Source organism: Variovorax sp. 38R (genome assembly GCF_014843395.1).
Lineage (GTDB): Bacteria > Pseudomonadota > Gammaproteobacteria > Burkholderiales > Burkholderiaceae_C > Variovorax > Variovorax paradoxus_H.
This window is the reverse complement of the sequence record NZ_CP062121.1, coordinates 4,085,405-4,108,086: the sequence shown is the minus strand read 5'-3', so window position 1 is coordinate 4,108,086 and position 22,682 is coordinate 4,085,405. Positions and strand designations below refer to the sequence as shown.

Annotated in this window: 18 protein-coding genes; 15 read left to right on the top strand and 3 right to left on the bottom strand. The window is 63.4% G+C overall.

The window, feature by feature from the left end:
* Positions 1 to 4 precede the first annotated feature (4 nt).
* The 10 genes from IG196_RS18855 (at position 5) to IG196_RS18810 (ending at position 7,622) form a co-directional block, all read left to right on the top strand.
* Positions 5 to 301 carry a hypothetical protein gene (locus tag IG196_RS18855; RefSeq protein ID WP_192192334.1) on the top strand — a complete coding sequence of 99 codons (297 nt, stop codon included), beginning with the start codon at positions 5 to 7 and terminating at the stop codon, positions 299 to 301.
* Positions 302 to 424: 123 nt separating this feature from the next.
* Positions 425 to 640 carry a Flp family type IVb pilin gene (locus IG196_RS18850; RefSeq protein WP_192192333.1) on the top strand — a complete coding sequence of 72 codons (216 nt, stop codon included), beginning with the start codon at positions 425 to 427 and terminating at the stop codon, positions 638 to 640.
* A gap of 103 nt (positions 641 to 743) precedes the next feature.
* Positions 744 to 920 (top strand): Flp family type IVb pilin, encoded by a 177-nt coding sequence (locus tag IG196_RS18845; protein ID WP_192192332.1) that lies wholly within the window; start codon positions 744 to 746, stop codon positions 918 to 920.
* 46 nt (positions 921 to 966) lie between these two features.
* Entirely contained in the window at positions 967 to 2,196 is a 1,230-nt protein-coding gene (locus IG196_RS18840) for a pilus assembly protein TadG-related protein (protein WP_192192331.1), read from the top strand.
* 8 nt (positions 2,197 to 2,204) lie between these two features.
* Positions 2,205 to 2,663 carry a TadE/TadG family type IV pilus assembly protein gene (locus tag IG196_RS18835; RefSeq protein ID WP_192192330.1) on the top strand — a complete coding sequence of 153 codons (459 nt, stop codon included), beginning with the start codon at positions 2,205 to 2,207 and terminating at the stop codon, positions 2,661 to 2,663.
* On the top strand, positions 2,660 to 3,109 hold the full coding sequence (locus tag IG196_RS18830) for a TadE/TadG family type IV pilus assembly protein (protein WP_192192329.1): 450 nt from the start codon (positions 2,660 to 2,662) through the stop codon (positions 3,107 to 3,109). The genes IG196_RS18835 and IG196_RS18830 overlap by 4 nt, the downstream gene beginning before the upstream one ends.
* Before the next feature lie 19 nt (positions 3,110 to 3,128).
* Positions 3,129 to 4,286: an AAA family ATPase gene (locus tag IG196_RS18825; protein ID WP_225616726.1), complete on the top strand. Its 1,158-nt coding sequence runs from the start codon at positions 3,129 to 3,131 to the stop codon at positions 4,284 to 4,286.
* Positions 4,287 to 4,328: 42 nt separating this feature from the next.
* Positions 4,329 to 5,699: a CpaF family protein gene (locus tag IG196_RS18820; RefSeq protein WP_192192328.1), complete on the top strand. Its 1,371-nt coding sequence runs from the start codon at positions 4,329 to 4,331 to the stop codon at positions 5,697 to 5,699.
* Positions 5,700 to 5,708: 9 nt separating this feature from the next.
* Positions 5,709 to 6,698 (top strand): type II secretion system F family protein, encoded by a 990-nt coding sequence (locus IG196_RS18815; protein WP_192192327.1) that lies wholly within the window; start codon positions 5,709 to 5,711, stop codon positions 6,696 to 6,698.
* 12 nt (positions 6,699 to 6,710) lie between these two features.
* Complete coding sequence (locus IG196_RS18810; protein ID WP_192192326.1) at positions 6,711 to 7,622, top strand: type II secretion system F family protein; 912 nt, start codon at positions 6,711 to 6,713, stop codon at positions 7,620 to 7,622.
* A gap of 39 nt (positions 7,623 to 7,661) precedes the next feature.
* On the opposite strand, the gene IG196_RS18805 is transcribed toward IG196_RS18810, so the two are convergent.
* From IG196_RS18805 to IG196_RS18795, 3 genes are all read right to left on the bottom strand, one after another.
* Positions 7,662 to 8,357, bottom strand: coding sequence for a response regulator (locus tag IG196_RS18805; protein ID WP_192192325.1), 696 nt, complete (start codon positions 8,355 to 8,357; stop codon positions 7,662 to 7,664).
* A gap of 29 nt (positions 8,358 to 8,386) precedes the next feature.
* On the bottom strand, positions 8,387 to 10,072 hold the full coding sequence (locus tag IG196_RS18800; protein ID WP_192192324.1) for a sensor histidine kinase: 1,686 nt from the start codon (positions 10,070 to 10,072) through the stop codon (positions 8,387 to 8,389).
* Positions 10,073 to 10,440: 368 nt separating this feature from the next.
* Entirely contained in the window at positions 10,441 to 11,622 is a 1,182-nt protein-coding gene (locus IG196_RS18795; protein WP_192192323.1) for a calcium:proton antiporter, read from the bottom strand.
* Between the two features lie 1,391 nt (positions 11,623 to 13,013).
* On the opposite strand from IG196_RS18795, the gene IG196_RS18790 reads away from it, so the two are divergent.
* From IG196_RS18790 to IG196_RS18770, 5 genes are all read left to right on the top strand, one after another.
* Positions 13,014 to 15,533, top strand: coding sequence for a type VI secretion system Vgr family protein (locus tag IG196_RS18790; protein WP_192197075.1), 2,520 nt, complete (start codon positions 13,014 to 13,016; stop codon positions 15,531 to 15,533).
* Positions 15,534 to 15,535: 2 nt separating this feature from the next.
* Positions 15,536 to 16,645, top strand: coding sequence for a DUF4123 domain-containing protein (locus IG196_RS18785; RefSeq protein ID WP_192192322.1), 1,110 nt, complete (start codon positions 15,536 to 15,538; stop codon positions 16,643 to 16,645).
* Between the two features lie 3 nt (positions 16,646 to 16,648).
* A complete protein-coding gene (locus IG196_RS18780) occupies positions 16,649 to 19,936 on the top strand; it encodes a metallophosphoesterase (protein WP_192192321.1) in 3,288 nt (1,095 codons plus the stop codon).
* Positions 19,937 to 20,022: 86 nt separating this feature from the next.
* On the top strand, positions 20,023 to 21,276 hold the full coding sequence (locus IG196_RS18775) for a hypothetical protein (RefSeq protein WP_192192320.1): 1,254 nt from the start codon (positions 20,023 to 20,025) through the stop codon (positions 21,274 to 21,276).
* 18 nt (positions 21,277 to 21,294) lie between these two features.
* Complete coding sequence (locus IG196_RS18770) at positions 21,295 to 22,671, top strand: hypothetical protein (RefSeq protein ID WP_192192319.1); 1,377 nt, start codon at positions 21,295 to 21,297, stop codon at positions 22,669 to 22,671.
* Positions 22,672 to 22,682 lie beyond the last annotated feature (11 nt).

Here is a 22,682-nt window from a genome sequence, read left to right as displayed (position 1 = left end):
CACCATGTTCATCAAGTCGACGACTCTCGCACTGACGCTGCTCCTGGGCACCGGATGCTCCCACGTGACTCCCAACTACGACGCGCGTTTTGGCGACGCGGTGCGCGACGCGAAAAGGAAGATGACGATCAATCCCGATGCCGGCAAGGACGGCGATCCGGTGGCGGGCATGGACGGCCGGGCGGCGCGGGAGTCGATGGTGCAGTACCAGAAGTCCTACAAGGCGCCACCGCCGGCGGTGAACGTCATCAACATCGGTGGCGGGATTGGTGGTGGAGATAACGGCGGTGGGGGTCGTTAGGCGGCCCTCGAACGATTCTTGAATTCGATCAGAAAGGAGTTGCCACGCAAAGATAGAAGTCAATCAACCCAAGAACCAATGCAAGATTTTTCTGTTTTCTTACTGCCATTCAAAGGTGAAAAAATGAACCAACTTTTTGTCCGTGCCGGCAACTTCATGTCCTCGTTCGTCAAGGAAGAGGATGGTGCGCAAGTTATCGAGTACGCGCTCATCATCGCAGTCGTGTCGATCGCCCTCGTCATTGCACTGCAGGGCCTGACCACCGGAGGTTATTTCACAACCTTCATTACCCGCGTGGCCGCTTGCCTCCAGGGCAACATGGCCGTCTGCAACCCTTAAGCCCGGCAATCGCATTTATTGGAACGATGGCTATGGCGGTGGCGGTGGCGGGGCCGGCTTGTCCGTTGCCCGCCGCCGCCCAGTACAAGGCGAGGTACTCATCATGTTCAAGTCATTCCTGCGGGATGAGAGCGGCGCCCAAGTGATGGAGTACGCGCTGGTCATTGCCGTGATCTCGATCCTGCTGGCCATCGCGTTGCAGCCATTGGTGACGGACACCGGCCTCAGCGATGTTGTCGATCTCGTCCGCACCTGCCTTGGCGGCGTGACATGTGGCTGAAGCACAGAGCTTTTTCGAACCGCCACCAACATACAGGAAGCCGATCATGAAAGTCCACACTTCCGGCCACAGCCAAGGCGGCGCGGTAATCATCACCGTCGCTCTGGTCCTGCTGTTCCTCCTCGGGTTCATGGGCATCGCACTGGACTTCGGTCGCCTCTTCATCGTGAAAACTGAGTTGCAAACCGCCATGGACAGTTGTGCCCTGTCTGCCGCGCAGGAGCTCGACGGCGCCAGCGATGCGTTGACGCGTGCCACCAGCGCAGGAAAGACCGCGGCCGATCTCAACAAGATCAATTTTCAAGGTGCGGCGACCGGCATCGCCCAGACCGAGATCGTGTTCAGCGACTCGCTTATCGGCACCTACAGCCATACCTTTACGCCCGTTGCGAATGCCAGGTACGCCAAGTGCCTGCATACGAAGTCGGGCATCGCGCCTTGGATCCTCAATGCCCTGGGCGCGTTCAGCGGAAGTGGTACTTATGGGGCATCGCAGAGCGTGGCCGCATTCGCCGTTGCCACCAGGGCTCCGTCCCAGTCCAATTGCCTCATTCCCGTCGGCATCTGCCAAAAATCCGCCGCCCCCGGCTGGGGGTTCACGCGGGGGGAATGGGTCGAGGGCCTGACCAATGACAACGACGATGTGGAGTCCGGTCAGTTTCACTGGGTGGATTTCACCGGCAGCGGCGGCGGGGCGCGCGAGATCAAGGATCTCCTGACCAGCAGTGGGCAATGCGGTCTTCCCGGTATGGATACAAACGTCGGCAAGGCGGGCAAGACCAATGGCGCGGTTGCAGCGTGGAATACCCGCTTCGGCATCTATCAGGGCAGCCTCAACGCCGCGACTGCCATTCCCGATCAGACCGGGTACGCCTGGTATGCCGACAGTGCTGCCGACGTGAAGCCAGGCAGGTATGACGACTCCGGCTCGAACGGATTTGCTGCCAAGCGCAATTCATTCGCGCCTTACGAAGGGGACAACAAGAACCCCGACACCAAGAACCTCAAGACTCAGGGAAATTTCAATTCCACCGACTACACCAAGGGTGCCAATCGACGTGTGGTCACGACCGCTGTGGTCGACTGCCCGTCGATCACGCTCAAGGGTTTCGGCTGCATGCTGATGCTGCATCCGCTGGAAAAGAATGCGAGCGGAAAGAAGTCGAAGATGTGGCTCGAGTTCATTGGCGATGCGACGCTCGCCGGCAGTCCATGCGCCACCGCGGGTTTGGCCGGCGGCACAAACGGGCCCAGGGTCCCGACGCTCGTTCAGTAGGAGTTGGCATGAAAAAGAAACAGAACGGCGTGGCACTGGTCGAATTCGCCCTGATTCTTCCATTGCTGCTCATCCTGACGTTCATCACGACCGAATTCGGGCGGGCGCTGTACCAGTACAACACCATCGCGAAATCGCTGCGCGACGCCTCTCGCTATCTGTCCACCCAGGACCCGTCGATCGCAACCACGGATCCCTCCAAGATCACGACTGCCAGGAACCTGGTGGTCTATGGCAACCCGGCCGGTAATGGCTCGCCATTGGTCCTGGGCCTCACCACTTCTCACGTCCCCGCCCCGACCTGGCAATTCACGGGCAGCGGCCCGGCCATCAATACCGTGACCATCAAGGTCACGGGATACAAGTTCCGCCCGCTCCTCACCGGCGCGTTCGGGCTTGGTTTTGGTGACGTGAACGGAGAAATTCCCTTCGGGGATATCAGCGCCACCATGCGAGGTCAATCATGAATCGAACAAGACAGATTGGTGCGACCGCGGTGGAGTTCGCGCTGGTCCTGATGTTCTTCCTGACCTTCCTGCTGGGCATCATGGATTTCGTGCGTATGTTGTGGACGTGGAATGCAGCCGCCGAAGCGACGCGCTGGGGTGCTCGTGCGGCCGTCGTGTGCGACCGAAACGCCACTGTCGTGCTTTCCAACATGCAGAAATTCCTGCCCCAATTGACGGCAGCCAATATCAGTGTCGACTGGTACGACGCGGCAGGCAGCATCAGCGCGACCTGTACTTCCGCCAATTGCAGCGGCGTGAACGTCAGCATCGTCGATCTCGACTACCAATGGATTTCACCCATCGGATTCGGAACTCGTTCTCCGATCCCGATGCCGGGTTTCTCCACCTACCTGCCGCGCGAAATCATGGGGCAGGACCCGAACAGCAACGCCGTCTGCTCCTAGCAACACACCGGACACGACCATGACCATGAAGATCGCCATCGTTTCTCCCAATCCGAACCACCTGCAGGACATGCGCAAGGTGCTGGAGCCGCGCGGCCATGCCGTCTCGCTCTTCGAAGGCGGCAAGAGCCGAATGCAGGCGGTCGTCGAGAAGGTCGCGCCGGACCTGCTGCTGGTCGACGGCATGTGCTGCGACCCGCAGGAGCTGTCGCTGGTGGAGGCCCTGACCTTGCGGCATCCCTCGGTGTCGGTGGTGCTGCTGTGCGCGATGCAGACGCCCGAGTTCCTGATCCATGCGATGCGCGCGGGCGTGCGCGAGGTGCTGCCGTCGCCCGCCGACGCCGCCGCGCTCGAGGCCACCGTCGATCGCATCGCGCTCAAGATGGCCGGCTCGCAGGCGCGCAGCCCCGGGCGGGTGGTGGCGTTCATGCCCTGCAAGGGCGGCAGCGGCGCGACCTTTCTCGCGACCAACATTGCGCACCAGCTGTCGCGCGAGCGCTCGGTGCTGCTGATCGACCTGAACCTGCAGTTCGGCGATGCGCTGTCGTATGTGAGTGACCTGCGTCCGACGGCGACGATGGCCGACGTGGCGCGCGACATCGGGCGCCTCGATGCCTCGCTGCTCGCGGCGAGCGTGGTGCGCGTGTCGCCAAGCTACAGCATCCTGCCCGCGCCCGAGGACCTGGCGCGCGCGATGGACGTCAAGGCCGAGCACATCGATGCCATCCTGCAGGTGGCGCTCGCGCAGTACGACTTCGTGATCTTCGACCTCGGCACGCGCATCGACACGCTCACGCTGCGCGTGCTCGACCGCGCGGAGCGCATCTTCCCCGTGCTGCAGGCCAGCCTGCCGCACATCCGCAACGTGACGCGCCTGGTGCAGGTGTTCAAGTCGCTCGGCTACGCGCCCGGCAAGGTCGAACTGCTGGTGAACCGCAGCGTCGGCGGCGGCGAGATCGGGCTGTCGGACATGCGCCGGTCACTGCCCGGTGCGACGTTCACGACGGTGCCGGACGGCGGCAAGGACGTCGATGCGTCCATCAACCGCGGCGTGCCGCTGGCGGAGATGTCGCGCGGCAGCGCGCTCGCCAAGCGCCTCGACGAGATCGCCCACACGCTCAGCCCGCGCCCGGAGGCGACGCCCGGCTTCATGGGGCGGCTGTTCCGCCGTGCCTGAGCCGGATCGGATTCCATCAATACCCAGGCGGAGGTGCCAACCATGTCATTCAGGGACCAACTCAATGCGATCGACGGCGATGCCGGCGCCCGGCCGGCGGGGCCGGTCCTCGAGCTGACGGCGTCGCCTTTCGCCTCGGACACCTACAAGCTGCTGAAGGAGCGCATGCACCTGAAGCTGCTGGACCGCTTCGACCTGGCGGCGCTCGAAACCCTGAAGCCCGACGCGCTGCGGCAGGAAATCTCGACCATGGTCGGGCGGCTCCTGCAGGAAGAGCCCGAGGCGCTCAACGACATTGAGCGGCGCACGCTGATCCGCGACATCCAGCACGAGATGCTGGGCTTCGGTCCGATCGAGCTGCTGATGGCCGACCCGACCGTGTCGGACATCCTGGTGAACTCGCCCACCAGCATCTACGTGGAGCGTCGGGGCCGGCTGGAGCTGACGAACGTGAGCTTCACCGACGAGAAGCACCTGCTGCGCATCATCGACAAGATCGTCTCGCTGGTCGGGCGCCGCATCGACGAGTCCAGCCCCATGGTCGATGCGCGGCTGCCCGACGGGTCGCGGGTCAACGCCGTCATTGCGCCGGTGGCGCTCGACGGGCCGATGATGTCGATCCGTCGCTTCGCGAAGATTCCGCTGCGCATGAACAACCTCGTGAACGACCTCAAGTCGCTCACGCCGCCGATGGCGCAGATGCTCGAAGGCCTGGCCCAGGCCAAGGTCAACATGCTGATCTCGGGCGGCACCGGGGCAGGGAAGACCACGCTGCTGAACATTCTCTCGGGCTTCATTCCGGAGTCCGAACGCATCATCACCATCGAGGACGCGGCCGAGCTCCAGCTGCAGCAGCCGCACGTGGCGCGCATGGAAACGCGGCCGACGAACATCGAGGGTAAGGGCGAGATCACGCAGCGCGCGCTGGTGCGCAACGCGCTGCGCATGCGGCCCGACCGCATCGTGATCGGCGAGGTGCGCGGCGCCGAGGCGGTCGACATGCTGCAGGCCATGAACACCGGCCACGAAGGCTCGCTCACCACCATCCACGCCAACACGCCGCGCGATGCGCTGGCCCGGCTGGAAAACATGATCGGCATGGCGAACCTGAACCTGCCGCACCGCACCGTGCGCCAGCAGATCGCGTCGGCGATCACGGTGGTCGTCCAGGTGTTGCGGCTGATCGACGGGCGACGCAAGGTCACGAGCATCCAGGAGATCACCGGCATGGAGGGCGAGATCGTCACCATGCAGGAGATCTTCACCTTCCACCAGACGGGCATGGGGCCCGACGGCCAGGTGCGCGGCCATTTCCACGCGACCGGCGTGCGGCCGAAGTTCATGGAGCGGCTGCATGCGTTTGGCGTGGAGCTGCCCGACAACATCTTCGATCCCGAAAAGCACTACGAATAGGAGCGCGCCATGTTCGACAACCTGGGTGGTGACACGCTGATCACGGTCTCGGTGCTGGTCTTCGTGACCGCGCTGCTCATGATCGAGGGGTTCTACCTGCTGTGGCGGTCCTACAAGGGGCCCGACGCGCGCAAGATCGAGAAGCGGCTGCAGGCGATGTCCGCCGCGGTCGACCGCACGCCGCAGGCCCATCTCGCCAGGGAGCGCATGCTCAGCGACATGCCCTGGATGCAGCGCCAGTTGCTGGCGCTGCCGCGGGCGCACCGGCTGGACCGTTTCATCCTGCAGGCGGGGCTGGACTGGACGGTGTCCAGCTTTCTGCTGGCCTGCGGTGCGCTCGGCGTGTTCGCGTTCTTCGCTGTGTGGGTGGCGCACCAGCCCGTGATGCTGGCCCTTCTGGCCGGGGCCGTGGGGGCGGCGCTTCCCGTTTTGTACCTGCAGCATCAGCGCAGCCACCGACTGGAGCGCCTCGAAAAACAACTGCCGGACGCGCTGGACCTCGTGACGCGCGCCCTGCGCGCGGGCCACTCCTTTGCCAGCGGCGTGCAGATGATCGGCGAGGAAATGCCCGACCCGATCGCGACCGAGTTCCGCCTGGTCGCCGACGAGGTGAACTTCGGCGTCTCGCTGCAGCAGGCGCTGACCAACCTCAGCGAGCGCGTGCCGCTCACCGACCTGCGCTACTTCGTGGTGTCGGTGCTGATCCAGCGTGATTCGGGCGGCAACCTCACCGAAGTGCTGGGCAACCTGAGCCGGCTCATCCGCGCGCGCTTCAAGCTGCTCGCGCGGGTGCGGGTGCTGTCGTCCGAAGGGCGGCTCTCAGCCTGGATCCTGGGCATCATGCCGTTCGCCCTGGCGGCGCTCATGAACATCTTCAACCCCGAGTTCATGTCGCCGCTGTGGACCGACCCGATCGGCCAGACGGTGCTGCGGTACATGCTGGTGCTGATGCTGGTGGGCATCGTGCTCCTGCGCAAGATCGTGAAGATTCGCGTCTGAAGGAGAAGCGCCATGGCCCTGCTGTTCCCCATCCTGGTTTTTCTGTCCGTGTCGCTGACCGTCATCGGCTTGGCGGCGTGGTTGTCCCCGACGCGCACCGCGCAGCGGCTGCAGGCGGTGGCGATGCCGTCCGGCAAGTCGGCCTGGACCGAGACCGCCGTCAAGCTCGTCGGTCCGTTCGCGCAGCTGTCGTCGCCGACCGGCGACGCTGAACTGTCGCCGATGCGCGTGCGCTTTCTCAATGCCGGCATTCGCCATCCGGATGCGTACCTCGTCTACTTCGGGCTGAAGACGCTGCTGCCGCTGGGCTTTGCGGTCGTCGCGTTCCTCATGCTGCGCGCGACGGGGTCGGCGGGCGGCATGACGATGCTGCTGTGGCTCGCGCTGGCCGCGCTGGCCGGCTGCTACCTGCCCAACCTCGTGCTGCGCCTGCGCATCCGCGCGCGGCGCCGCGAGATCTTCGAGAACTTTCCCGACGCTGCCGACCTCATGCTGGTGTGCGTGGAGGCGGGGCTCGGACTGGACGCGGGGCTGGCCAAGGTCACCGACGAAATCGAGATCAAGAGCCGGGCGCTTGCGCAGGAGCTGCACTGGACCAACCTGGAAATGCGCGCCGGCGGCACGCGCGAGAAGTCGCTGCGCAACCTGGCGTTGCGCACCGGCGTGGAAGAAATCGGCACCTTCGCGACCATGCTGACCCAGGCGGACCGCTTCGGCACCAGCATCGGGGAGTCGCTGCGCGTGTTCTCGGAGGACCTGCGCCACAAGCGCCAAGTGCGCGCCGAGGAGCTGGCGGCGAAGGTGCCGACCAAGATGCTGCTGCCGCTGGTGCTGTGCATCTTCCCCTGCATCTCGCTCGTGATCCTCACGCCGGCGGTGATCCGGGTGATCCGGGTGATCGGGCCGATGCTGGCCGGGCACTAGTGACGGGCGCGCCCGCGCCGCGGGCATCGCCTCAGCGATTCAGGCCGCCAGCGTGTCGAGCTGGTGCTTGATCGCGTAGATGTACAGCTCGAGCCGGTTCGTGACGCCCAGCTTCTGGTAGATCGCGCAGAGGTGGTTGCGCAGCGTGTGCTCGGCGACGAAGGCACGCTCGGCGAGCGCCTTGTTGGAGGCGCCGCAGCCCGTCGCGACGATGCGGATGATCTCGCGTTCCTTGTGCGTCAGCGTGGCCTGCCGGGCCGTGTCGGGGTCGGCCTTTGACGGCTTCTTCGCCGCCGTGAGCTCGGAGAAGACACGCCCCATGGTCTGCGCGTCGACGCAGAGTTCGCCGCGAAACACGCGCTCGATGGCGTCGAGCAGCTGCTGCGCCGAGGCGTCCTTGCCCACCACGCCGCGCGCGCCGCGCAGCACCGCCAGGTCGAGCGTGCGCTGTTCTTTCTCCGCCGTCAGCACCATCACGCGCGACACCTCGTTGGCCAGGAGCCGCGGCAGGATGTCCAGCGCGCTGTGGCCGTCCAGGTCGAGGTCGAGCACGATGACGTCGGGCGCGAGGCTTTGCGCGGTGGCCACCGCCTCGTCGCAACAGCTGGCCGTGCCGACCACCTTCATGCGCGGCTGTTCGCCGTCGATCAGTTTCGACAGGCCCCAGAGCATGGTCTTGTGATCGTCCACGAGCAGGACGGCAATGGGATGGTCGGGATGGTCAAGGGTTTGCATGACGGACTCCTCCAGTGTCTGCGGCGCGGTCAGATCGGGATTTCGATCCGCACCGCCGTGCCGCCATTCGCGCATCGGTCGACATGCGCCTGGCCGCCCAGGGCCGTGGCGCGCTCGGTGAGGGAGCGGGGGTGGAAGGCGGTGAAGCTTTCCTGGCAGGCGTCGTTCTCGATGCACAACGCCAGCTGGCCGTTCTTGCAGTCGATGCGCACGCTGCCGTGGCGCGCATGGGTGTGTTTGCAGATGTTGTTGAGCCCTTCGCTCACCATCTGCAGCAGCTCCGCGGTTACGCGGTCGTCCAGGTGCAGCGGGGCGTCGATGGCCATCACGATGTCGATGTCGATGCCGTACAGGCCCTTGATCCGCGCGGCCTGGCGTTCGAGGTGGGGCCGCACGAGCCCGCCGGGATCGTTGGCGCCGTGCCTGACTTCGCCGGCGTAGCGGCGCAGGTCGGCGATCACGCCGTCGGCCACGTCCGCGAGCTTGTCCAGGTCTTCGCGCAGCGGGTTGTCGGCGGTGGCCCGCTTGCGCAGCGCGCACAGGCCCATGCGCAGGCCGATGTAGGGCTGGATGGCGGTGTCGTGCAGGTCGAGCGCGATCTTCAGGCGCTCGGTCGACGCGGCTTCAGTGGCCATCCGGTCGAGCACCTCGATGGTCTCGATGACCGGGAAGATCTGCGCCATGAGGTGGGCGAGGAACAGCGCGTCGGACTTGCCGAGCCGCCCGTCGCGCGACGAGATGAACACTCGGCCTTCGCCCAGACGCATCGGCAGCGGCGCACTGATGAAGGCGCGCGCCTCCAGCATCGCGGCGATGGTGCTGCAGCGCTGCGCGCCTTCTTCGTCGGCGGTGCGCCAGGCGGTGGCGCCCGCTTCGAAGACATGGTTCTGCGCGCGAAGATGGTTCAGCGGCCAGGGCAGGCGGTGGCTCAGCACGATGCTGTCGGGCGCCAGGGCCATGAGCGGCGATGCCGTGAGGCGGCCGATGGTCTCGATGCTCACCTGCTCGCAGTCGTCGTCCTCGTGCAGCGTGCGCAGCAGCCACGTGCCGGTGGCGCGGTCGCGCGTGAGAAGGATGCAATGGCTGGCCCTGAAGAAGGCCAGCGTGCGTTCCATCGTGCGGGCGATGGTGCGCCCGGCACCGAAGCGCGGGTTCGACAGCTGGCTCACGTCGCCCAGCAGCGCCAGGCGCCGTTGCAGCGCGAGCTTGGAACCGCCCCAGTACACGATCATGTGCCCGAGCGCGAGCAGGAAGGCGGTGCGCATCAGCAACTGCGGCATGTCGTCGGTGCCCGTGGCCAGCCCGCAGGCAATGAACGAGACGACCGACGCGATCGTTACGCGGGCGCCTTCCTCGAAGCCCCAGCGGAACGAGGAGGTGAGGATGGCGAAGAAGTAGAAAAGAAAGAACAGGCTGTGGGTGCCGTCGGTCACCGCGAGGATCAACGTGAACCACAGCACGTCGGACCAGTGGATCGCCTTGCCCTGGAAGTAGGGCCGCCCCACCGCCGTGCAGATGTGGATCAGCAGGCTGTGAAGGATGTAGCCGAGGAAGGCCAGCCAGACGGCCGCGGGGACCTGGTTCCGGCTATCGGCGGCGTCGACCGTGATCGCCAGCAGGGCCGAAATCGACAGCACGAGCCGCATGCGTCCCACCATGAGCGCATCCGCCGCCAGGCTGGCGTCGATGCGGGGGGCGGAGTCGTGGACTCGCATGGGGATGCATCCTGTGCATGAACCATGTCAGGCACCGCGAGAGATCGCAGTGGAGACGACGAAGCCCGGCTGTGACAGATTGGAATACATTTTTCTTACCTGAGACCACAACGTGTGACGAGTTCACATTACTACTTTGGTGTTCAGAAGCAATTGAAATCGCATTCCATTAACATTTGGTAACTATATTTGCATTGGATTGCATGCGGATAAATCGGCGTCCGTACGGGGGCGGCGAGAGGGCATGGCGCAGGCGGGGGAGGCCGTGGAGAGGGCGAGGTACCTCGCCGGGGCGTCCGCCTGTCGTGCGAAGGCGCAGACCGTGGGGTAACCCGGTCACGCGTTGAGGCTGCGAATTTCGCGCGGCCTCAGGGCAGGAAAAGCAGCATCCCGTAGACCGCAAACAGCATCAGGTGCATGAGCCCCTGGATCGGCGACGTGCGCTGCCCGTTGAAGCTCAGCAGGCTCAACACCGCCGTCACCGCAAACAGCAGCGTTTCCGCGCCCGAGATGCCCATGAGCACCTGCTTGCCCGTGACCAGCCCGATGACCAGCACGGCCGGCACCGTGAGCCCCACGGTGGAGACGAAGGCGCCCAGGCACAGGTTGACGGCGCGCTGCATTTCGTTGTTCATCGCAGCGCGCACGGCGGTGATCGACTCGGGCGTGAACACGATGATGGCGATGAGCACGCCGCCCACGGCCGCAGGCGCGCCGGCCGCGGCGATGCCGTAGTCGGTGACCACCGCGAGGTAGTGCGCGAGCAGCACGATCGGCAGGATCATCGCGAGCAACAGCAGCGAACGAACGACCACGGCGTGCTTGTCCAGGCTGGCGTGCTCTGCCTGCGCCGCGGGTGAGGACGCGGTCGCCCGCACCGACATCTGCCCCGGCGCCGGCTGGATGAAGAAGCGCTGGTGGCTGCGCATCTGCATCCAGAGAAACGCCCCGTACAGCACGGCCGTGAGCACCGACATGCCGATCGCCTGCACCGGCGTGAACTCGCCCGCGCCGGTCGTGTGGTTGGGCAGCACCAGCGCCGTGCCGGTCAGCAGCACGATCATCGACACGTAGGCCGTCGCACCCTGCGCGTTGTATTCCTGGTCGCCGTGGCGGGCCGAACCCGCGATCAGGCAGATGCCGATCACGAGGTTCAGGATGATCATCATCACGGCGAAGATCGAGTCGCGCCCGATGGTCGGAAACTCGCCCGGGCCGAGCAGCACCGACGCAATGAGGATCACCTCGATCGACACGATCGAGAGCGTCAGGATCAGCGTGCCGTAGGGCTCGCCCAGCTGATGCGCCAGGTGATCGGCTTCACGCACCACGCCGAACGACGCGGCCAGGATGGTGACGAACAGCGCAAGAAAAACGCAGCCGGCCACCACAGGGCTGATCGGCGCGGCCAGCCATTTGTCGCCGAACGCGACGAAGAGCCCGACCACGAGCCAGGCGGCGGCGATCAAGGCCCAGGTGGCGGGCGGCACCAGGCGTGGCGGGGCGCCATGCGGCGCGGGAGGAGGAAGGTGCGAGGGCAGGTCGGCCATGAAGGACTTCGTGAGAAGTGAAGGGCCGTCCCTTGCAAGGTGGTGGAGTGCGAGGCCGAGGTCGTCCTCGGCCCGGTTCGCGCAGGGCGCACGAACGCAAAAATGATAGCAGGGAAGCTGCCGGCGGGCGTGCTCAGCCCCCGCGTGCGCGCACCTGGGCCGCGTGCAGGAGGCGGGCGTTGTCTACCTTTTGCTTGGACAGAAGCCGCATCCTGTTGCAGCTTGAGCAGCGGTACAGGCGCAGCCACGGCAGCAGGCGCATCCACCCGCTGCGCGGCTGGCGATCCATGTCTTGCGGGTGGCAGGGGCAGGCGGAAACCGAGTGAGATGACGACATTTGTCCAATCGACCATGCAGTCCAGAACCCACCCTGACCGAGCTCTGTGGCTCTTCGGTTTCCTGGGGAATGAAAGTATTCATTCTTGCGACAAATGTAAACAAGCACACTCACCTGTTCTGGGTATTCGGTGGTTTCCCGGCAGGTTCTGGCCACGGAAAACGGTTGAAAAAATGCGGCTGAGTCCCGACGCCGCAGGCCGAACGGCCGGAGTCGCCGGTTGTGTCGTCGACGGCTTCCTGAGCCGGCTCGCAGCGGTGGTGCTCGGTGACGGGCGTCGGGGTGGCGCAGCGCGCGCAGGCTCGGGCGGCTCGTTATGAGGTCGCTGCCGCTATTTTTTTCACAAGGGAATTGGGGCGACCAAATGTCGTGAGATGGCCGTCCGCAGAATCCCACCACTTCTTTCTTAGGGGCGCCTCAACGAGAGGGTTCGCTTTGAAGGCGAGCTATTAAAAATGGAGAGCGATGGCGACGCCTGCAGCGAATCTATCAATCCGCAGTCAAGAAGCTCAACGCTCATTCCGGGATCTGCGAGGGTTCGCCACAGAAGTACCTCAACCTAGCAGAGCTCGCGCGGCCGAGTTGCGTCAGCAGATTGAAGCTGCAGGGCGCACTCAATTGCGCAGCACCTTCTCGTGCACGTCGAGGTCGCACGCAGCCTGTACCACCGACACGTCTCGTTTCTTCACGAGTTCGAAATTGAAGTTTGAACTTTTGATTTAATTGTCATTTGGGTTTCATGGGCAGTTCCAAGTTCTATCTCGCACCTTAATAAGGTGCTCTTTTTAACTCGGAAGTAGTTCATTTCTCGATTGGAAAACCAATGGCTTACTCGTAGTTGCGCTGCAAAAACTCCTCTGGCACGCGTGAGAAAATAGCGATCAAATAGAAAGACAATCACCTTCACATGATCGGGCCGGGAGCGAGCCTGATGTGTTTGGCTGCAATTGGGCAATACGCGTCACGGCGCGCGTTTCTTGAAAACAAGAATCAAAAGGGGAGGGGTCTGCGTGAACCATATCGTGGCGAGATTGTTCTTGCACGGGCGCATCCGATGAGCGACCCATCGGGCCATCGTCTCGCGGAGCTTGTCGCTGGCCGTCAGCACGACCGGCTGTTGCGACTGTCGTTCCCCCAGGGCGGCGAGCCCGCGGGTGCCGACCTCTTGGTCAACACCCTCTCTGCTTCGGAAGGCCTGTCGCGCGACTTCGATTTCACGGCCGGGCTCTTGAGCAGCAATGCCGATCTGGCACTCAAGGACCTGCAGGGCAAGATGCTTTGCGTCGAGCTGGTGCGCCCCGACGGAACGCTTCGCTATTTCACCGGCATCGTCTTGGAGTTCAGGCTAGTGCGCACGGATGGCAACCTGGCCTTCTATGAAGCACGGCTCGGCCCGTGGTTGAAGTACCTGAGGCTGCGCGCGAACAATCGCCTGTTCCATCGCCAGACGCTGCGCGCGCAGACCGAGGCCATCTTCAACGACTACGGCGTGCTGCCCCGATGGGAGTGGCTCGTCCGCGGCGACGACGCACCTCACACGATGGCCGTGCAGGGCGGTGGGGCTGGCGGGGAGACTGACCACAACTACCTGCACCGCCGCTGGGAGGCGGCGGGCTACAGCTACTGGTACGAGCATTCGGCCGAGGGCCACACGCTGCATGTGTGCGACGACAGCACGCTTGCCAAGGCCGTGGACGGTTCGTCCCCGGAGATCCGGTTTCAGGACGAAGGTGGCGCGCAAGAAGAAGATGGCATCGGCCAGTGGAGCGCGGTGCGCGAGCTGGTCTCGGCGCAAGCGGCCGTCAGTGCCTTCGACTTCAAGAACGCGCGTCCCCAGCATGCCGCGATGCCCAGCAACAACCAGCAGGGCGAGGTGCCCCAGTTGGAGGTGCACGAGTACGGTGGTGCGCGTCACTTCAAGACTTCGCTCGAAGGCGAAGGCGTGGCACGTCGGCGCATCGGCGAGATCGAAGCGAAGGCCAAGCGCTTCGAGGCGCAGGGCAACAACCGCTTCGTGCTGCCCGGGCGCTGGTTCCGGCTGGCCGACCACTTCGGACGCACGCAAGGCGAAAGCTCCGAAAGCGAATTCCTCGTTCTCTCGGTGGAGCACCGGGCGAGTAACAACTACCTGCAGGAGCCCGCTACCGCAGAAGAAAAACCAAAGGGGTCGCGAGCCGAGTACAGGAACAGTTTCGTCTGCAGCCGCCGCTTGGTTGCATGGATGCCGAGTCGCGGTTTCCACAGCGTGGAGCAGCGCGTGATGGCGCCGCAGACCGCCACCGTGGTGGGGCCGTCCGCCGAAGGCAGCATCCACACCGATGAGTACGGGCGCATCCGGGTGCAATTTCATTGGGACCGCGAAGGCCAGAACGACGAGCGCAGTTCGGCCTGGGTGCGCGTGATGAGTCCGTGGGCCGGCGGCGAGACCGGTGCCGTCTCCACGCCCCGCGTCGGCTCGGAAGTCATCGTGCAGTGCCTGGACGGCAACCCCGATCACCCGATCGTCATGGGGGTGGTCTACAACGCGCAGCGCATGCCGCCGTGGAAGCTGCCCGAGCAAAAGGCCCTCACGGGTCTCAGAAGCCGTGAACTCGCGGGCGCCAGCGGCAACGAGGCCGGTGGCAAGAGCAACCACCTGCTGCTGGACGACACCGAAGGCAAGATCCAGGCGCAGCTCAAGAGCGACCACGACAGCAGCTCCCTGAGCCTGGGGCACATCACCCGCATCGAAGACAACGCAGGACGCAAGGACGCCCGGGGCCAGGGCTTCGAGCTGCGCACGGACGGCCACGGTGCGATCCGGGCCCAGGACGGACTCCTGATCAGCACCGAGGCGCGCGCCAACGCGCAGGCCCACATCACCGACATGGGCGAGACGGTGCAGCGCCTGACCCAGGGGCGGGATCTGCACGAGGGCTTGAGTGAAGCGGCGCAGCAGGCCAAGGCGCACGAGGCCGGCGACCAGGACGAGGTGACCAAGAGCCTGAAGGCGCAGAACGATGCGATCAAGGGCTCGGGCAGCGGCAACAAGGCCGAGGGCGAATTCCCCGAACTCAACGAGCCGCATGTCGTGCTGGCCAGCCCTGCGGGAATCGAGGCCACCACGGGTGGTTCGATGCACCTGGTGAGCACCGAGCATCATGCGATCACCAGCGGGGCGCACACCAGCATTGCAGCGGGCAAGAGCTTGCTGGTCAGCGCCAAGGAAGCGGTGCGCATCGCCGCTTTCGAGAAAGGCATGCGGCTCATCGCCGCCAATTCCGACATCGACATTCAGGCCTTGAAGGACAACATCAACATCCTGGCCAAACTGGACGTCAAGGCCGAAGCCAACAGGATCACGATCACTGCCAAGGAAGAAGTGATCATCAACGGCGGTACCAGTTACACCCATTGGGGTGGAACAGGCATCGCGAACGGCACCAAGGGCATCTGGCGCGAGCACGCGGCTTCCCATATCACGACGGGCCCTAAAAACCTGCCGGTGCCGGAGATGCGTTTACCTCAAGCCGTGTGCAAAGAGTGCATGGCAAAGGCGGCAGCGCGTGCTGCCGCGGTGGCACCCCGACAGTGACCGTGTCAGCGTACCCAACCCCACAAGCGACGCGGGTCGACGGCGGCCTGCCGCCGCACGAGCCTGCGGCATTCAACAAGGAAGTCGCGCAGGCACTGGCGCATGACATGGGTGTGCTGCTGACCTGCAGTGCGAGCATGCCGCGCTACGCATTGGTCGAACTCGGCCAATGCGAGATGGCCGATCGCGAGGCTATCGCCCTCGGTGTCCAAGCGCATGGGCTGGAGATGGAGCGCTTGTTCGAGGGCACGCCCGAATCCGAGCTGGCCGATCAGGGGCCATGGCTGATCAAGTTTCCGGTACAGCCTTCGGGCGCTCTGCTGGAGACCCTGGCCCTGCATGCGGGCGTTCATCATGCCTTGAGCATGGTGGCCTCAACCCTCGCGTTGGACGATCTGGCGAACCACATGAGAAGCTGGCTCGAAGGCCTGATTCCACCGGACCCAACGATCGACGGTGACGAATCCTGCGGTGCTGTGTTGCGCTGGTTTGACCCACGCATCGGCTTGGACATGCCCGGCTGCTGGCCTGCTGCGGATCGCCAGCAATTCATGCAGGCATTTCATTGGTGGGCTGCCTGGCGTGCTGATTTTTCACCGCGCACGATGCATGGGCCCAGTCTCAATAGGGCGGCTCCGCGCGCCGAGCCACTGCCGCTTGACCAGGCACTGCTGTTGGCACTCGACCAGCTCAACACAGCAGAAACCATTCTCGCTTCCGTGCACGAGAACGACATCGAGCCTGGCGAGCTCGATCACATCGCACCGGCATTGCAACGCCACCTGGCTCATCGGCTGCGCGACGATGCCCGACGCCTCGGCTTGGATGAGTGGGCCGATCAATACATGTTGCTGGCCATGGGGTTGCGCCTGCACCCCGACATTGCCGATGCGCAGGCGCTGCAGCCCATCCTTGCCGCCGCGGCAACTGGCGAGCAAGGCCTCGGTGCCGCCATTGCGGACATCGACAACGCGGTGTGGCAAGGCCTGGTCGAAGAGGCGCCGCAGGTGCTGGCGTTGCATTCGCACGCACTGCTCGAACCCTTGCGCCAACGACGTCTCGCTGCCGTGTCCGCACACCCCTTTCACATCCCGCGCTCCGAAGTTCGCTGAATCATGGCCACCGTTCCCAACCTCGGCAGCAGCGCTGCCAACGCGCAATCCGCCAAGAACCGCATCCCGGGTGTTTGCGATTGCAGCGACCCGGTCGACAAATCAGCACTCATCCTTTATCCGAGTCTGGGAACGCCGTTGCTGCTCAAAGAAGGGCAGACCAAGTGCAGCATCTTCATCGTCGGCGAGTCGAGCTTGAAGGCGGCTTCGGGTGCAGGTGGTCTCATACCCGCGCCTGCGCCCAACCTGCATGTCTTCGTCGACCGTCATCTGAGGCTCTACTCCATCAAGGAGAAGGGGACCCAGACCGACACGACCACCGGCACGCTGTTTGGCGATGGCAATACCTGTGCAACGGCCCCGCAGCACATCAAGGCCTGGCGCGTCGGCCGCTTCGGAGCGGGGGTGCTCATCAAGGATCGCCATCGGCGGCCTTTTGCCACCATCGCACCGATGGCGGCACAGGTCTACAAGGATCTGCAAGGCGGCGACATCTACGAGATAGAGATCGACCTGAAGGCCGCGCCGTTTCAGGGCATCAATTCGGGCAGCTTCATGAGCTTTGCCTGGATGGTCAAGCTCAACGACGCCGGCAAGCAGCTCCTGCCCAACGCCACGCACGCGGAGCCGCAGGACCTGATGATTGCCAAGTTCCTGCGCGAGCAATCGGCCAAGGACCCTTTCCACTTCGCGAACATCCAGGAGTTCGACCTGTCCAAGGGCGCCCGCACCACGGCCAACCAGTTGCCGCCGCAAAAAACCGGCTCGGGCGAACGCCTGCAGAGCTGGCACCCCGTGAAGTACATGCCCGCACGCCCTCTGAAGCTGGGCCACCTGTCGGACGTGCATGTGAATGTTCGACATACCGCGATGGGAAAGAGCATGGCCCAGGTGCTCGAAGGCGATGTGGCCGGCGCGCAATGGAATGCGCCTGTCGGCACCAAGGTGTGCAACAGCTTCGATGCGCTGCGCGCCTTGTTCGAGAAGATGGCTCTGGGTGGCAAGAAGACCGAGAAGGCCGACGCGGTGCTGCTCACCGGCGACCTGATCGATTTCAACCGCAACCTCAACCCGGCGCAGGTTGCTGCGGGAAAAGCGACGGGCAACAAGGCCATCGGCGAGCAATGGAAGAGCTTCAACCTGCTGGCGAACATCGATGACCCGGCCAACGGCAAGAGGCTGTACCCGCGCGGGCTGGACGACATGCTCGTGTTCAGCCTGGTGCGTGAGATGTACCGCAAGCACAGCCTGCCCGTCTTCATGACCAGCGGCAACCATGAGGCGTACCAGGTGCCCTACGGCATCAGCGCGCGGGTGGAGGCCGGAGACATGGCCAACTGGGCATTCAAGCTGGGCGTGCTGGAAACTGCGGCCGACCCCGCGAAACGCAGCGAGATTGCCAGGGCCGCGGTCACTGGCAGTGGCGGTGCCTTGCGTGATCGAGCGGGGACCGTCGTCGACAAGGTATCCGGCTGGTTCAAGTCAGCCACCGGCGTTTCTCCAAGTGAGGCGGCAGGTCGGGGCGTAGAAGGTGTCGAGCAGGTCGCCCGTGCTGCCGAGGACAGGCTGGGTGGCCTCAACGACGGTCTCTCGAAGGCGCTCAAGACGGCCCGTGGCACCCTGGACGGCAGCGAACTTGCAGAGCACCGCAAGCAGATCGAATCAGCCAGCGACTGGACCCGAGGCAAAGCCAATGAAGGGATGAGTCGTGACCACAACATGACCATCTACGAAGCCTGCCTGGCATATGGTCCAACCTACGGGCAGGCTCTGACGGGATTCAATTTCCACAGTGGTCAGTTCGATTGGTTCTACGCGCTGTTCACGCCGTTGGCCGATGTGGTGGTCGCCTATGGAGCCCAGAGCGACGATGACAGTGCGGCAGGAACCGTCCAGGTCATCGCGCCGATGGGTTGGGGCACCGACGAAAACTTCAAAAATCTGGGCGAAATGGTCGATCCCACCAAATTGCCATATCTGAAAGACTTCGGTGGTGTGGACAGGCAAGGCGCGGGCATCTTGCCGCGCGCCACAGAGTCGTGGAGCACAGCGCAATTCGAGTTGCTCTCCCAGGCTCAAAAGTACAAGGCTTCCGGTAGCAAAGCAAGCCTTACGGTAGCCAGCCACTTCACCATCGTGAGCTTTGATGAGCCACAGCCGTACAGCAACGTGAAGAAGAGGTTGGTCCAGGCGCGCTTGTGGCCGCACAACAGCGCGACCGGCCTGCCGGATGACCCCGCGGGTTTTAACCACGTCAATGTGGGGACCTGCGAGCGAGGGCTTGCCCACTACTTTGAACACTACGTGCGTGCGGGCCGGCGCAGACCCAAGGGCGGTGCACAGGTCGACTGGCATTTGTCAGGCCATAGCCATCGCAGCGGCGTCTATCAGGTCGAGTGGCAAAGCGATGGGCCGGATACCAAGCCCTACATCCAGGTCGTATCGGCCACGGACCCGGGGATTCACGAGGTGCAGACCGTGCCCGCCGATACGCAGACGGCCCTGATCGTCAGCAGTTGCGGTGGTCCGATTGGCTATCAGAACCTGGATGGTGAGCTCAGTGCATGGACAGGGCGACCGCCTGCGGGCACCTTGCTGGAACCGACCACAGGCAAGATCAACCAGGTCAGCACGCGCCGCTGCCGCATCGAGGACGGCAAGGCATACAACGAGAAGCCAAGGCTGTGCGTGGCGCTGGACTACCTGCATGTGATGAGCGGCCTGCCGGCGAAGGGCAACATCGACAAGCCGCTCGAGTTTGGAGACATTCCTCAGTTTTCGATGGGAAACACCCAAATCCCGCTTCGACTGAGTCGACAGATGAAGACGCTCAACTGCATCGAAAGCTTGACGCTGTGGGTGTTTGAGGGCGACGAAAGAAGCGGCCTCAAGAAATGGCACCGCGTTGACACCAATCTGGACAAACCGGGCTCTCCCGGCAGCGCGACGGTCAGCAACGAAGGGATGGCGGCACTCTCAAAAGCCTTTGCAACAGGGGTGGTGGGCAAGCAGGACAATTCGGCATTCCGGCGCATCCAGGCGACCTTTTGCGAGGTGGGTCTGCGTAAGCCCAGTCCGATGAATCCGAAGGAGGACTGGGTTCAGGCCATGCAGTGCACCGATCCGTGGGTTTTCCCGATCAGCGTGGTGAGCACGAACGCAGGGAGAACGATGGCCGGTCTTGGGCGTGTCGGAGGAGAGAAGGGGGAGGTGCCGGATTGGTATTTCCTGGCCGAACACTTTCCCGCCGTGGGATATCTACCGCCGCTCGATGCAATCAGACCCAAGTGATCTCTTACTCAATGAATCGTCGCTCCGCTCTGACTGCGCTTCCTGCGCTGATCATTTCCTCAAGCCCACTCTTGACCGCTTGCAACATGGCCACGTCCAAAAAGAACATCCGCGAGTTTGGAAAGATCTTCCAGTACCTCAAAGACCCAGAGCTTCGAAAAAAGGAAGTCGGAGACGCCTTGCTTACCGTCGAGGGTGCGGAGATCAGCGGTGAGAGTTTTCAGTACGTTGACTGGAGTCACATCCTGTTCAGGAACTGCGACTTCGTCGGTGCGTATCAGATCAAGATTGGAAACTCCACGGACGTGCGGTATGAAGACTGTCGGTTCTCGGGCATCTTTGGGTACGGAAAAACCAACCGTGTTCACTTCTTGCGGTGCGCATGGACGGACGGTTCCATAGGGTATGCCGGCGAGAAGAGCACGGCTCTTGTTTTTGAATCTTGTCGGTTCGTTGGCACCAATCCCGATCGGAATCACTGGGGAGGCGTCGGCAGCGATGGCGAAGCGGAATTCATTGGCTGTACAGCAAAGTACTTTGTCATTGAAGGACACGCAAAGCTCACGCTTCGGCAATGCGAGTTTGAAGATACGAAGTGCACACCCCGAAGCAAGGAGTCGGGCGGAGTCTTCGCTGACGTGTTGATTGAAGACTGCAAGCTGCGCAGTGTGTTCAGCATGGTCCCCGCGGACTTCCAATCCCTCACGATCCGAGATAGTACCTTCGGCACCTTGGACCTGAGCAAAGCGATGCTCAAGGGCGACATCCTGATGGAGCGGATCAACGCGGAGAAGATGAATCTGGCCGTCGCGTCGGGAAAAGCCGTCAACTTGAGTGGCGTGAAGATCAGTGGCAGTGGTCAGAAGGTCTTCTATCTGGCCGCCAATCGTGTGACGAGCGTGCTGTTGAACGACTGCGTGTTGTCGAGCGCGCCGGACTCTGAGGCGCCATGGATCGGCGGAGCGGAGCAGGAGCCCGCATACAAGAGCCGTCCTCCGGTCAATCAAAGCGTGACGCTCAAGAATCTGAAAGCCAGTCGTATCGATGCGACCTACCTGAACACAGCGCGGCTCCTGGTGGAAGGGGGGAACTTTCAGGAGGTTGACTTGCGCAATGGCCGCATAGGGAGTCTGGAGATCAGCAACACGGCGATTGTCTCGACGTTGAATCTTGGCAGTAGCACCGTCGACAGTTTGATGCTCAGTTCAGTCGTCTTTTCCAAAACGCTGAACCTGTCCAACACCCAGATCAAGGAGTTCAAGCAGGTAGGCGGCACCGACATCGGCAAGCTTGGGCGCAACCTCAATAAAGAGGGTTCCAACATCAAGCTGCCACGTTGAGGCGCGAGAAGGCTGCGAATGTCCGATCAATACGATGAGAACGAATGCAAGAAGAACGGTGTCCGATCGGGGGCGTGTCGGCGGGGCACGCTCGCACTGATCGCAGTCGCACTGATCGTTGTCGGCCCAGTGCTCTGCGGGCTCTGGATCGGGTACCGCCTCTACTACGGGCTCGGTGCCATCGGCGGGGTGCGCGGTGTGCAAGTTCCCGACACCTACGATGGGCTGCTGTGGGCCGGCATGGCTGCCATCGCGTATGGCATCTGCCTCGGCGTCGTTGCTGCTCTCAACGTCAAGGCCAGGTGGGCGGCTGTCGCATTCGTTGCGGCCATAGCCTTGTTTCACGCCTGGGGGGTTGGCAACAAGTGGGCATCAGATCAGTTTGCTGCAGAAAGACTCATGCAAGATGCAGTGGAAATCGCACCTTGGGACGCTGCCTTTGAGCTGCAGACGTCGAAGATTCGTAAAGCAATCGATGCTGACGACCTCGGTGCACTGTCTGATGCCGGGAAAACTTGCTTGTCCTTGTACAGGACCATACCGTCACACCTCCAGGGTCGGTTCCATTCAGGCGAGTGCCGAGTGGAGGAAAGTCCTGGCGACGTGGCTTACACAGGCTTGCTAGGTGAAGCGCTCAAAGCCAATGCATGGCGCGTGATGGACCACTACCTGACACAGATCGAAGCGCAGGCGTCTGCGAGCGAGCGCCCATCCTGGGGGGGCGATTCACCTGACCTGGAGCAGCCCCACTGCGTGGTGCGGCTCGCGCAGCGGGACGATCTCACGCCATGGCTGATGCCGCCGATCGACCTGCGCCGAGTCGATCAGTTGCGAGCCGTCGGCGCCGAGGAGGAGATTCAGAAGCCCCTGCGGACGGAAATGCTTGACGTGCTCGCCAAGCATCGGGCCCCTCCCTTTCGGGTTGGAGAGGAGGCGCTTCAACATCTTTTTGTCTATGCCCTGAGCCAGCGCCGCATGGATATTGCCCAGGCCATCCTGGAGCGGGCGAAAGGACGGTTCGGGTGGTGCGTGGGAGGAATGCGGGCCATAGATCTCGTCGCTGCGGTCGCGCCAAAAACAAGAGGGGATCCGATTTGGGCAAGGGGTGAGAGAGCGGTGTTCAGTGCCATTGCTGGCTGGCCCAAAGAAAAATGGCAGGAGACAGCAAGTGATTACCTGCGTGCTGTGAAAACCATAGATCAAAACGATGCCACACCAGGCAAGCCAAATCTTGCCGAATGCCAGAAGGTCGCGGGGCGCATCGCAAGCATGAGACCTGCGAAGGAACGAAAGGCCATCATCGCGACCTGTGCGATCGGAGGCGTTGTGGCGAGCATGGCAGATACCAGCAGGCCACCACCCGATGGCGGCGGTCTTCAAGCAGTTTTCTTGTAAGGGAGTAGAGC